Here is a 13,181-nt window from a genome sequence, read left to right as displayed (position 1 = left end):
CAATAGTTTTAAGATGATTATTCCAGTTCTTTTAAAGCCTGATCTAACTTCTCAGTGGTTTCTTTAATGTCTTGAGCAGCTTCTTCCAAATTAACCTGCAAAGTGTCGGCAACCGCTTCTGCCTTATCAATAACTTCTTGCTTTGTGGTTGTTTCTTCAGAACTTCCGGAATCTTTCTTTTTCTTTTCTCCGCAGGCAGCCAATGTGAAAGCCACCACAGCGGTAAGCAATAAAATCTTTTTCATACAGATTGTGTTTTAGGTTATAAAATGCAGTAATCTAGTGTTTTGATTAGTTCTAAGATAATAGTAAAATTTCAAACTATAGTGTGAAGGATGCTATTTTTTTATAGTTAAAAGATTATTGATAGCCATAGAAAACAGAGGTATTGACTTTAATTATTATAACATAATGTTTTGCAAGTAAAAACTTAATATTATATTTATATCTCTAATTATCCAATCAATAAGTTGTTATCTCCCAATTTAATAAATATCAAAATGTACTATTAAAGCAGACAGGCCATTCAATAATGACAACAATTTTAACCCATATTTATATGAAAAATCTAACATTATTATCAATTGCCCTAACTATTGTTAGCAGTATTTACTCGCAAACCAATGACTATTTAGTCAAGTCTCAATCACATCAAATTAGCTCAACTACTCGCATTGCTAACGAAAAATCAAATGATTATGTAATCGAAACTTTTAATGAAGAAATATGGAAAGTTACTCCTATTGAAAAGGATAAATACAAATTAGAGCAAACCGAGTTTAGTGTTTATTCAAGAAGAAAAGATAAAGGTGAGCAATGGCGCACCATAAATAGTATGTACTCGCAATTTAATGATTCTCGTACATCACTACATAATGAAGAAATCATTTTAGAGGTATTAAAAGATGAATTGAAAGTGCTGGGTGAAGATTCTGAAAAAATACACCAATCCTTCAATAATAGTTTCTGGAAATATTATTTTCTGGGTAATAAAAATGCTCCCAAAAGTGAACTGGCCATTAAAAAGAAAGAAAAAGATGGGAAGGTGACGTACTCCTTTAAAGACAAAGAAAATATTGTTTATAATCCTGCTTCGTTTATAATTATTGATAAAGCTAATGTTATTGGAAGCGATTTTACATCAAATACAAATGTTAGTACCAAACGTGACACGAAAGAATTTGATTGGAATAAGCGAGATTCCTTAGAGATAAACTACCAAACAAGAATTGAAACAACACGGAAAATAAAAACGATAGAGATAAGTAATGATCCTTATAAAGTCGTTTATCGCGATGAGAATCATGTTCACTACGATTCAATTTACCCGGTAACCAATGCCACTTTAAGAGGGAAGATTACAAACTTTCATAAAGGCACACATATTTCCATTGATTATACAGAAAGTTTACCGGGTTCGTTTAAACGAAAAGCCTTTGTTTTTCATCCGGATGAAAATGGTGAATTTGAGTTTAAAATGTATCTGGATAAACCAGTGGAGTTTGATTTTTGGCATCATGAACAAACCCATTTTATTCTGGCGCCAGGTGATGATTTGTATTTATCCTTAGATATGGTTGAATTCGATGAGACAGTAAAATGGACGGGTGTTGGAAGTGAGAAGAACCAGTTTTTAGCTGATCGTTTTTTATTTGAAGAAACCAATAAAATTCGACAACGCGATTGGTACGATAATATTTCTGAAACGATGACTTCCAATAGCGCGGATGAGTACAAAAGTCTATGTGATTCAGTAAGTAAGATAAAATTTGATTTTCTGGAAAAGTACAAAAGTCAACTAATGCCTTCCGACTATTTAAGTTTCTATTATTTTGAATATCTAAACAATTACAGTCTTAAGAGCGGTTTTCCCCGTTCGCAAAGCTACTATAGGAAAGAAGCTGGGAAAGAACCTTTGGAAATTGATGCCGATCTCTATTACAATTTTAGAGATGATTTTCATGCAGATAACGATTTGATGAGCTATTCTTCAGGCTATAAGCATAACATCAGAGAAATAGTATTTTTTGATTTATTGGATAAATTCAGAAAAGATAACAGAATGGGTTATGCCGGTGGATTAGATGGTATTTATAAAAGACGAGTAAATTATACCGAGCTTTTGCATTCCGGGTTAAGTAAGTACTATTTAAATTATTTAACCTTAGGGGATGTTGTCAGACGTGGTTCGTGGGAGTTAACAGAAAATATGATGTCAGATTTTAGAAACGAATATCCTGATACAGAATTATTAGATGAGTTGGAAACGGTATATGCAAAGGCTCAAACAGTGGCACCGGGGCAAATGGCTTATGATTTTGAACTGGAAGATTTGGATGGGAATAAAGTGAGGTTGTCAGATTTTAGAGGTAAGGCGGTTTACATAGATTTCTGGAGCACAGGTTGCGGTCCTTGCAGATACGCAATCGAAAATTATTCGGCCAAATTAAAAGACAAGATGAAAGATAAGGATGTTGTATTTATGTATATAGCTTGCGAAGGTAATGTAGACCGAGTAAGAAAATACATGGAAGACAATCGTGTTGAAGGTGTGCTGCTGATTGCTAAAAATCAGGAAGCTCTTATACGTGATAAGTATTGGTTTAATGGCATTCCACATTATTATATAATTGGCAGAGATGGGAAAATTGTTCATAGAAATGCTGCATCTCCCAACTCATTACTCCACAACCAACAACCCCTATTAGATGCATTGAATAATTCAGCAAATAGTGAAATAACAGAATTGTAAAATAAAACGAAAGGGTGTCGGTTTTTTACTGACACCCTTTATCTTTTAAAATATCAGGAGGCTTATTTTAAACCTAGTCCACTTATTTTGCGGTAAAGATCCAAGGCATAAACATCGGTCATGCCCGACACAAAATCCAGAACTGACTGTATCTTATCAACCAATTCAGCGTCTTTCTCCACCTTAAACTGTTCAGGAATAAAAGGCAACAGCATCTTAGAAAAGAAATCATCAGGATTAATCACAGCCTTGATAAATTCATCTAATAGAGTTCCAAGTATTCTAAATCCGGCGATTTCAATTTCCACCACCGACTGATGTTTGTAGATGCGTTTAAAAGCAACTTTTTTACAGGTTTCCATAGCCTGAAGTTCTGTTCCGGTAAGGTGATCAACCAAGCCTTTTTTGAAGGTTCCACTTAATATAGCTTCCTGATTATTCCAGAATATATCAGTGCATAGCGCAACCAGTTTGCCAATTACCTTGGCACGCAGATAAACTATACGCTCATTTAAGTCGCTCACCTCATTAAATACATCCGCTATTTTATCAAACTCTTGTGCTTCCTTATCTTTATCAAAGAAAGCAGTTAACAGCGTATAGGTTTCTTCGTATGAAAGAATCTTTAGCTTATGTGCATCTTCAATATCCATCACCTGGTAGCAGATGTCATCGGCAGCTTCTACCAAATAAACAAGTGGGTGACGGGCATAAATACCTTTCTCTTCATCCAACACTTTTAGCTGCAATTCAGTAGCAATGTGCTGGAACATTTCTTTTTCAGACTGGAAATAACCATACTTCTTTAACCCTAAATGGGATGCATAAGGATATTTAAGAATGGATGCGACCGTGGTGTACGTCATGGCAAAACCACCCTGACGACGACCTTTAAAAGCATGTGTTAGGATTCGTAAAGCATTGGCATTTCCTTCAAAACGAATGAAGTCAGTCCATTGAGCTTCGCTAAGCATATGCTTGAAGTCAGCCCCCGCACCATTGGTGAAATAGTGACCGATGGCCGCCTCTCCGGAATGACCAAAAGGAGGATTACCCATATCATGGGCCAAACAAGCTGCAGCAACCACAGAGCCAATTTCCTGAACCAACTCGGGTTTGCCCCATCCGGCATGTAAAAGTTTAGCAGAAACATTATTTCCAAGAGAGCGACCCACACTGGCTACCTCAAGGCTGTGTGTAAGTCTATTGTGTACAAACACACTGCCCGGCAATGGGAAAACCTGTGTTTTATCTTGTAAGCGACGAAAAGGAGAGGAAAAAATAAGTCGATCATAATCGCGCTGAAATTGGGTGCGATCGTGCTTTACTTCTTTCAGATGTTCCTGTCCGGTTCGTTTGGTTGATAATAGGTTATCCCAGTTCATATATTTCTAGTAAATTTTTGTTTGATAATCTTTCATCCTTCCATCTAGCTGGCGGGCTTGTCCGTTTGTCATGATGTCAAGTCGGGCCCAAAAATGCGGCCCATGATTTTTTTCATGCACATGGCATAACTCGTGCAAAATTACATAATCTATCAGCTCATCAGGCAAACGCATCAGGTGAAGATTCAAATTAATATTATCACGGCCAGAACAGGAACCCCATCGCGATTTCAGGTTCTTAATAGTTACATTGTTGTATTGTATTGAATGCTTCTCGGCTAATTCAGCCAGTCGACGAGGTAAAAAACGTTTGGCTTCCAGTCGCAAGGCTTCTTCAATGCCATAACGAATATTCTCCTGTATGCCCGGATGAGTCACCGGTACATCTTCAGGGTAATAGATATGTAATATACCTTTATTTAAATGCAGTCTGACATTGCTGTTTGTATGTTTTGAAATTTGCAGAGCAAAAGAGCGTGATTTAAATTCAGTGTTCTCATCAAAGATGGTGAGACGTCCCTCTTTCTCTTCCAGTTTTTTCAGGTTAGCTTGAATCCAGTCTTTCTTTTCTTTCAAAAATCCAATACCATCGCGTATATCAGCACCCACAGGAACTACCAATGTAACTCCCTTAAAAGGTTTTAACTTAATACTGATGCGCTTTGCTTTGGCACTCTGCCGAATGGTAACCTGTCCCAACTCTGGTATTTCAACAACCGCTTCCTTCATTGCCGTAAAAATAAGAAATAAAGTTGGCTTATTAAGTTCAACTTTTATCATCTTGCTTTACTCCAAATGTTTTAAAAGCGACTTCTATATATAATAATGCAGCTACTTTATTAACAAATTTCATCCACTTTTTAGTAACTGCTTGATTTTATTAAAGTACAATAAATCAATGAGAAGTGAGATTTTAATTATTCATTTCATCCACTTTTTAGCTACCCACCTTTTTATTCACGCATGAGTAAGCCTCTCTTTGTATCAAATCCAAAAAACGGAATCAGCTAAACAGTTCCGTGATGTAGAAACTAAATCAATTGTTATGGAAAAAATCATTCTAACACCTCTCTGTGTCCATTTGCATCAGGACGCTTTCCTCTTATCCTATGATCAGGATAGAATAACTCAATGTATAGTATCAAATATTTTTTAGAACAGATAGAAGCACTATGAAAAAATCAATGTTAAACCCCAGGTTTAAAAACCATCTGTGTCTTTTAGGAGGCCTATTAATATCCTTAAGCACTCTTGCTCAAACAAAGAGCCTGAGGGGTACTGTTAAAGACCTAAGCAACTTGCCCATACCAGGTGTTTCGGTTGTGGTTAAAGGAACCACCCAAGGAACAATTACCGGTATGGATGGCTCATTTGTACTGGAGGGAGATATCAACAACGAAGCTATTCTGGTTTTTAGCTTTATTGGTCTTGAAACAAAAGAAATACCAGTAGGAGACCAGACACAATTTAATGTTACCATGCAAGATGAAGTAATGGGCATCAACGAAGTGGTGGTTGTTGGATATGGTACTCAAAAGAAGAAAGACATTACCGGATCGGTTGCTTTGGTGGATGCCGAAGAACTGGAATCACGTCCTAATACTCAATTAGGATCTTTAATTCAAGGACGAGCAGCCGGTGTTCGAGTGGCATCCAGCTCAGGAAAGCCATCACAAGGATTAAGTATTCGTGTACGAGGAACCAATTCTATTACAGCAGGTAGTGAGCCTTTGTATGTAATTGACGGAATCCCAACCAGCGATACTCGTTCTATCAATCCGGCTGATGTAGAAACATTAACTGTTTTGAAAGATGCTTCATCAGCTGCTATTTATGGAGCTCAGGGCGCAAATGGAGTGGTGTTAATTACTACCAAACAAGGTAAAGAAGGCAAACCAAAAGTAACTTTAGATGCTTACACTGGTTTTTCGGAAGTATGGAAAACACTGGAAGTGTTAAATGGTGAGCAGTACCGCGACTTGATGACAGAAATGGGACAATCAACCGACTGGAACCGTTATAATAAAAACACCGATTGGCAAAACGAAGTCTTCCGTCGTGGGGTATCGCAGAACTACCAATTATCGCTATCAGGCAAAACTGGAGGAACCACCTATTATGTTTCTGGCGGATGGGTGCAACAGGCAGGTGCTGTTAGAAGCTCAGAAATGGACCGGGCCAACTTTAAAATCAACCTCGATCAGGAGGTGAATAATTGGTTGAGCATTGGTACTCGTATTGCCTACACCAAGTATCGCGATGTAGATGTGAACGATGGAAGTGCTGTTAACAATGGTGGAGTTCTGATTGGAGCTATCAATACACCTTCGGTTATTGGTATTTACAACGAAGATGGAACTTTTACCAGCAACCCTTTTCAAAATTGGGAGAATCCGGTAGCCAGTACCGACGGATCGGATCGTGAGTATAAAAGCGAACGCTTTTTAGGTAACATGTACCTGAAAGTGAAGTTTCTGAAAGATTTCAGTTTTAAAAGTAATTTTGGAGTGGATTATAGCAATGGTATCTACGATTACTTCCTCGATCCTTATAGAACCAGCTATGGAATTGCCAAACAAGGTAAAGCTACCAACAACACCGATCGCACCAGCTACTGGATGGCAGAAAATACTTTATCGTACAATAAAAAAATAGGTAATCATACCATCGAGGCTTTGGCAGGAAGTGTTGTTCAAAAATTCCTTTGGGAAAGTGCATATATCACTACCGAGAATTTTGCCAGCGACGGTGTTACAACAACTAATGGAGGTTCTATCATCGCATCGGCCGGAAATAACAAATCCGAAAAGTCGAATGCATCATACATCAGTCGATTGAATTATGCTTTTGCTGATAAATATTTGCTAACAGCCAACTTCAGAGCCGACGCTTCCAGTGTGTTTGGTAAAGATAACCGTTGGGGTTACTTCCCTTCATTCTCTGCCGGATGGCGTATTTCTCATGAATCGTTTATGAATGATTTGAGTTTCCTAAATGATTTAAAAGTGCGTGCAGGTTGGGGTATTGTGGGTAACGACCAAATTAGCAATTATGCTTATTACGGAACAGTAGGTTCTAACAATTACCCAATTGGTACTTTAATGCCGGGTACTTATCCTAATGCCATGGATAACAATGCACTAAAATGGGAAGAATCAGAACAAACAAATATTGGTTTGGATATTAGTGTTTTAAATGGACGTGTTCAGTTTATTGCAGATGCGTACAGGAGAATTACGCGCGACTTGTTATTGGATGCTCCATTGCCGACCAGTACAGGTTTTACTTCAGCACTTCAAAACATCGGAAACCTGGAGAACAAAGGTCTGGAATTTAGTTTGAATACCACCAACATTGATAAAGAAGTGAAGTGGAATACTACTTTCAATATTTCCTTTAACAGCAACGAAGTAACCAACCTGGTGGTAGAGAGTCTACCAATGGGTAATATAGCAAACCGTGGCGAGGCCATTCTTTTGGAAGAAGGTCAGTCGTTAGGAACATTGTATGGATATATCTGGGGCGGTGTTGATCCTGCAACAGGTAATGCTTACTATGTTGATAAAAATGGGGAGAGTACTTTTACTCCTGATGCTGATGATCGTACCATCATTGGTAATGCCAACCCTGACTTTTTCTATGGATTGAATAATTCTGTTAGCTACAAAGGTATTGGCTTAACTGTATTTCTTGAAGGATCATACGGTAACGATATGCTAAACGCAACTCGTATTGATTCTGAAGGAATGACTGATCCTAAGAATCAGCTTTTGACAGTTAATAACCGTTGGCGTAAAGAAGGAGATGTAGCCGATATTCCAAAAGCCAGCTGGGCAAATACCGATAATTCAAGAATATCAACCCGCTTTGTGGAAGATGCTTCTTACATCAGATTAAAAACAGTTACGCTAAGTTACGATTTGCCTAAGAGCCTTTTATCGAAAATTAACCTGAGTAATGTTAGAGTTTATGCCACGGGTGAGAATCTTTTAACCTTTACTGATTATTCAGGATTCGACCCTGAAGTGAATGCCTTTGGCGGATCAAACACCATGCAGGGGATAGATTACGGTACTTATCCACAAACACGAAATCTTATTTTCGGACTGAACGTTACTTTCTAATTCAAAAAATAGGAAAAAGATGAAATTAAAAACCTATATATTAAGCGGATTAATTGCTACTGCAGTATGGTCGTGTGATGATTTTCTCGATCTGAAACCCATTTCAGAAGAAACCACTGCCAGTGCATACACCAAATTAAGTCAGATTGAAGCCGCCCTGACCGGAACATACGAATCATTTCAGTCCGATGCTTATGTTTGGAATAATGTACAGTTTCAGGATGTAAGATCGGATAACCACTACGCTGGTGGTGATAATGCCTCGTTTTATGAGGTTGACTATTTAGATGTTTCGGCAACTAACGATAAGGTTTATCAGAGTTGGTCTAATATTTACAATGCCATCTTAAAGGCTAATATTGTGATGGTGCGTGTGATGGATGTCACCGATCCTCAGCTAACAGAAACGCGTCGCGATCAGATCAGAGGAGAAGCTTTGTTCTTAAGGGCTTATCATTATTATAATCTGGTGAATTTATTTGGAGGAGTGCCATTGGTGCTAGATCCAACAACTTCAACCGATCCGGGAGTGGTTAATAAACCCCGATCGACCAAAGAAGAAGTTTTTGCTCAAATTATTACCGATCTGGAAGAAGCAACCCAGTTATTGCCTGATACCTATGGAAGTGATGCTGCCGTAAATAAGGCGCGAGCTACAGCAGGTGCAGCCTGGGCTTTGATGGCTAAAGCGTATGCTCAAAAGCCATCACCTGAATATAGCAAAGTGTTGGATTGTATAGCAAAAGTTGAAGCCAGTAAAGCAAATTATAAGCTTATTGATTACACGTTTCTTTTTGATGGCGCTCATTATAATAATGAAGAATCGATAATGGAAATTCAATGGATTGCCGGTTCTGATGGTAATTGGGGGCCACAAATGCTATTGCCTCCTTCTATCTCTGGAGATACCTGGCGCAAATTTATTACTCCTTCAAAAGATTTGTTAGCAGCCTTTGATTCCGAAGGTGATGAAATCAGAAAGAATACAACCATCCTTTTCGAAGATGTATCGTGGATTGATGAATACTATGGAATTAATGAGCCGAGTGATGAAAATCCAACACCCAATAGTGTCGCTTTTGGCTATAAGTGGAAGAATGCAGCCGGATGGTCAAGTGGCGACCGTCAGTATCTGCTTCGATATGGCGACATTGTTCTATTGAAAGCCGAAGCATTAAACGAAACCAATCAGCTTGCTGAAGCGGTTACAGAGGTGAACCGAATTCGTAACCGTGTTAATTTGCCCGATTTAACCGATGCTCAAAAAAGTTCAAAAGAAGTTCTGAAGGCTTCTATTCTAAAGGAACGTCGTTTGGAATTGGCACAAGAGGCACAACGCTGGGATGATTTAGTACGTTATGGTGTAGTGGTTGAAACCATGAACAGCTTGAATGAAATTGATTTGCGTACTGGTCAGGCCGTTGCTCATAACATGACAGAGGCTAAAATCTTACTGCCAATACCGCAACAGGAAATCGACAGAAACCCTTCTTTGGAACAAAATCCTTTATAGACTGAGTTATGAAAAAATTAAATACACTTACGGTCTTAATGGCCTTGATTATGGTTTGGGGTTGCGAAGAGAAAAGCAACCTCCAGCCAGAAGGTAACTGGGAGTTAAGTGCTCCCACAACATTACCTTTAAATGACGATAATTCTTTGGTGCTGGATGAAAGTAATCCGCACGGTTCAATTGTTTTTAACTGGAATGAGGCCGTATCATCCGAAGATTATGGTGTCTATTACACAGTTATGATCGATTCATTGAATGCATCAGATGCTTCGGCACCAATTTTATCATTTAAATCACTGGAATCAGGAAAAAGTACGTCAGCTTCTGTTACAACAATGGAGTTGAATGATGCTTTATACATGGCAGGTTTTAAACCGGGCGAGGCTTTAGAATTGAAATGGACGGTTGTTGCCAACTGCCTTTCAAAATCAACTTCGGCCGAAGATGAAATGACCATAACCCGCTACGATGATGATAAACTATTTATATCGGGTGCTGCTACCGAAGTGGGAAATAATGTAAACTCGGCTATTCTAATGAGGCGTTTATTCAACGGTTCAGGTGAAAAACTCAACTTATACGAATCGTACACCGAGCTAAAAGCAGGCGAAGGTTTTATGGTTTACAATGGTCGTAGTACAAATGCTATTGCATACGGTTTAAGCAGTGAAGGTCTTTTGGTTCGCGATGGTGAAGCAATTACGGTTGACGAAGATGGAATCTATCGAATCAACATCGATTTTGATGCGATGACAATATCGTTCTATAAAATTGATCGTTTGGCACTAATTGGCGCTCCTCTGGAAGGTGGATGGGGATCTGATGAAGCTCTTACCTATCAGGGAATGGGAGTTTGGCAATCGGATATCAGCTTTGTGGGAACAGGTGGATACATCATTCGTGCCAATAACAACTGGGAAGGCATTATTAAACAAGTTAGCGGAACAAGTAACGAAGTAGTGCGCGAAGATTTTGGAAATGAACAAGGAGTTGCCTTTGAAGATTTTCAACAATCAGAAGTGGGCTATTATACAGTTACTTTAACGCTTACAGGTGATGAATATACCATTTATCTGGAGAAAGCACCTGATCAAAGAATGTACTTGATTGTGAATAGTTCCGATGTGTATGAAATGTCGATGGTTGGTGATGGAGTATTTAAAACAGATAAGTATTTGGTACTGCAAACCAGCGATGAGGTATTAATCAATACTGAATCGGACGGAAGTGGCACAAGTTATAGCATTAGCGAGACTATTGGTGAAGGATCAGGCGATAAAGTTGAAGGTTCTGCATCAATGTCGGAGAGTACTACAGCCTTTGCTGTTTCGTTAGATCAGATGTTTGGATTCACTGTTGATATCAACAATAACGAACTGACATGGCATTACTATACTATGAAATTATTTCATTGGGATGATGATGCCGATGGCGGATGGGATGCACGTACTGAGACAGAAATGACCTATGTACATCCATATACTTTCACGGTTACAGCCGATTGTTATGCAACGCATGAATCGAAATTCAACTCTCCCTGGGATGTTTCCTTCGGTGCCGATGATGAAACCGCATTAAGCGGAACGATGACCAACCAGGGTGGTTCCAATTTCCGCAATATATCAAGTGATGGAACATATGATATTACCATTGTGGTAGCTGATGATTACTCAACTGGAAATTATGAGTTTGTGATGCAATAAATTAAGAAAGTAATATAAATAACTTGGTGGTTTTGTTATCCCTCCATCTCCACTTGGAGAAGTATCCTCCCTCGAAAAGGGAGGATGGAGAGGGGTAATGTTCATCAATAAATAAGCATAAGCCCTTAAGAACAACCTATTAAAAAGTAGAGATGAAATTTAAAATAAACAGATATTCAGCACCCTTAGTATTGCTAATAACCATGGGGTTGATGGGAACACGGTGTAATAAAGAGTCGGAAGGAACAACTCCGCCTCCTCCAGTAGTTCCTGAGGCATTGGATGTGGTTAGCTATCTTTCAACGTATGATGGAAGCTCTAAATTTGCTAAGCAGGATGTGAGCTTCAGTAATATTGATCCGAATAATAATCCAACCATCACCATCGATACCGAAACACAATTTCAGGAGATGGATGGTTTCGGATATACCTTAACCGGTGGAAGTGCTATTCACCTTAAAAATATGAGTGATACCAAACGTAGTGCTCTTTTATACGAATTATTCAACCATGAGGATAACAATATCGGCGTAAGCTATCTTCGTATTAGTATTGGTGCTTCCGATTTGGATCCTGAGCCATTTTCATACAATGATTTAAATGCAGGTGAAACAGATGTCAATATGGAGCATTTCTCGTTAGCTCCTGATAAAAAAGCATTGATTCCTGTTTTGAAAGAAATATTGGCCATCAACCCTGATATTAAAATTTTAGGTTCGCCCTGGTCGCCACCAACATGGATGAAGACCAATGGTGCAACCAAAGGAGGCGAATTACTAAAGGAATACTATGGCGCTTATGCCAGATATTTTATTAAGTATGTTGAAGAAATGGCCAAAGAAGGCATTACCATCGATGCCATAACCGTTCAGAATGAACCATTGCATCCGGGTAATAATCCCAGCCTGTATATGCCGGCTGAAGATCAGGCTGAGTTTGTAAAAAATCATCTGGGGCCTGCCTTCGAAGCTGCCAACATTGGAACCAAAATAATTGTATACGATCATAATGCTGATCGCCCTGATTATCCAATAACTATTTTAGATGATGCAGAAGCCAATAAATATGTTGATGGATCGGCCTTTCACTTGTATGGAGGTGATATCAGTAATTTAAGTCAGGTACACAATGCTCACCCTGACAAAAACCTGTATTTTACTGAGCAGTGGATTGGTGCACCAGGCAGTTTTGGTGATGACATGGTCTGGCATATTAACAATCTGATTATTGGTGCCAGTCGCAACTGGTGTAAAAATGTTCTGGAATGGAATCTGGCTGCTAATTCGGCTTTAGAGCCTCACACTGATGGAGGATGTACCGAATGTCTGGGAGCCTTAACAATTGATGGTGATAATGTGGTTCGTAATCCGGCTTATTATATTATTGCTCATGCATCCAAATTCGCCCGTCCGGGATCGGTTCGGATACAAAGTAATCAACCCGGAAATTTAGCCAATGTAGCTTTTGAAAATCTAAACGGTTCGGTAGTGATTATTGTACTAAATAATGGTGATACGGAGCAGCAATTTAACATCGAATGGGAAGACGAGATGATCAGTGCTAAATTGTCAGGTAAAGCCGTTGCTACTTATGTTTGGGGAAAGGAGTAGTTGGTTGATACATTAGAAGCTGGACTTTAGAATGATTTACATGATACCAATTAAATGCTCTGTGAAAATCAAATACGACTACTGCCTTCTGACT

At 38.7% G+C, this 13,181-nt stretch carries 8 protein-coding genes; 5 read left to right on the top strand and 3 right to left on the bottom strand.

Annotation, left to right across the window (positions count from 1 at the left end):
- Positions 1 to 17: 17 nt before the first annotated feature.
- A complete protein-coding gene (locus KEM10_RS08825) occupies positions 18 to 245 on the bottom strand; it encodes a hypothetical protein (RefSeq protein ID WP_212215621.1) in 228 nt (75 codons plus the stop codon).
- Positions 246 to 559: 314 nt separating this feature from the next.
- Here KEM10_RS08825 and KEM10_RS08820 point away from each other — a divergent pair, with 314 nt between their 5' ends.
- Positions 560 to 2,752, top strand: a complete 2,193-nt coding sequence (locus tag KEM10_RS08820) for a TlpA family protein disulfide reductase (protein WP_212215620.1) — start codon at positions 560 to 562, stop codon at positions 2,750 to 2,752.
- Between the two features lie 62 nt (positions 2,753 to 2,814).
- On the opposite strand, the gene KEM10_RS08815 is transcribed toward KEM10_RS08820, so the two are convergent.
- Both KEM10_RS08815 and KEM10_RS08810 read right to left on the bottom strand, forming a co-directional pair.
- Positions 2,815 to 4,137, bottom strand: a complete 1,323-nt coding sequence (locus KEM10_RS08815; RefSeq protein WP_212215619.1) for a deoxyguanosinetriphosphate triphosphohydrolase — start codon at positions 4,135 to 4,137, stop codon at positions 2,815 to 2,817.
- 6 nt (positions 4,138 to 4,143) lie between these two features.
- Positions 4,144 to 4,917, bottom strand: coding sequence for a M48 family metallopeptidase (locus KEM10_RS08810; protein ID WP_244825649.1), 774 nt, complete (start codon positions 4,915 to 4,917; stop codon positions 4,144 to 4,146).
- 392 nt (positions 4,918 to 5,309) lie between these two features.
- Here KEM10_RS08810 and KEM10_RS08805 point away from each other — a divergent pair, with 392 nt between their 5' ends.
- The 4 genes from KEM10_RS08805 to KEM10_RS08790 all read left to right on the top strand — a co-directional run bounded on the left by KEM10_RS08805 (position 5,310) and on the right by KEM10_RS08790 (position 13,087).
- Positions 5,310 to 8,261 (top strand): SusC/RagA family TonB-linked outer membrane protein, encoded by a 2,952-nt coding sequence (locus tag KEM10_RS08805; protein WP_212215618.1) that lies wholly within the window; start codon positions 5,310 to 5,312, stop codon positions 8,259 to 8,261.
- A 19-nt stretch (positions 8,262 to 8,280) separates the two neighbouring features.
- Positions 8,281 to 9,774, top strand: coding sequence for a RagB/SusD family nutrient uptake outer membrane protein (locus KEM10_RS08800; RefSeq protein WP_212215617.1), 1,494 nt, complete (start codon positions 8,281 to 8,283; stop codon positions 9,772 to 9,774).
- Positions 9,775 to 9,782: 8 nt separating this feature from the next.
- Entirely contained in the window at positions 9,783 to 11,477 is a 1,695-nt protein-coding gene (locus KEM10_RS08795) for a SusE domain-containing protein (protein ID WP_212215616.1), read from the top strand.
- A 152-nt stretch (positions 11,478 to 11,629) separates the two neighbouring features.
- Complete coding sequence (locus KEM10_RS08790; protein WP_212215615.1) at positions 11,630 to 13,087, top strand: glycoside hydrolase family 30 protein; 1,458 nt, start codon at positions 11,630 to 11,632, stop codon at positions 13,085 to 13,087.
- Positions 13,088 to 13,181: the final 94 nt, after the last annotated feature.

Origin of the sequence: Carboxylicivirga linearis (assembly GCF_018271995.1) — a bacterium.
Lineage (GTDB): Bacteria > Bacteroidota > Bacteroidia > Bacteroidales > Marinilabiliaceae > Carboxylicivirga > Carboxylicivirga linearis.
This window is presented reverse-complemented; position numbering and strand designations above follow the sequence as displayed.

Bases quoted from the DNA above. Each gene is read 5' to 3' on its own strand.
- KEM10_RS08800 (WP_212215617.1), top strand. From the start codon at position 8,281: ATGAAATTAAAAACCTATATATTAAGCGGATTAATTGCTACTGCAGTA.
- KEM10_RS08820 (WP_212215620.1), top strand. From the start codon at position 560: ATGAAAAATCTAACATTATTATCAATTGCCCTAACTATTGTTAGCAGT.
- KEM10_RS08815 (WP_212215619.1), bottom strand. From the start codon at position 4,137: ATGAACTGGGATAACCTATTATCAACCAAACGAACCGGACAGGAACAT.
- KEM10_RS08795 (WP_212215616.1), top strand. From the start codon at position 9,783: ATGAAAAAATTAAATACACTTACGGTCTTAATGGCCTTGATTATGGTT.
- KEM10_RS08825 (WP_212215621.1), bottom strand. From the start codon at position 245: ATGAAAAAGATTTTATTGCTTACCGCTGTGGTGGCTTTCACATTGGCT.
- KEM10_RS08810 (WP_244825649.1), bottom strand. From the start codon at position 4,917: ATGATAAAAGTTGAACTTAATAAGCCAACTTTATTTCTTATTTTTACG.
- KEM10_RS08805 (WP_212215618.1), top strand. From the start codon at position 5,310: ATGAAAAAATCAATGTTAAACCCCAGGTTTAAAAACCATCTGTGTCTT.
- KEM10_RS08790 (WP_212215615.1), top strand. From the start codon at position 11,630: ATGAAATTTAAAATAAACAGATATTCAGCACCCTTAGTATTGCTAATA.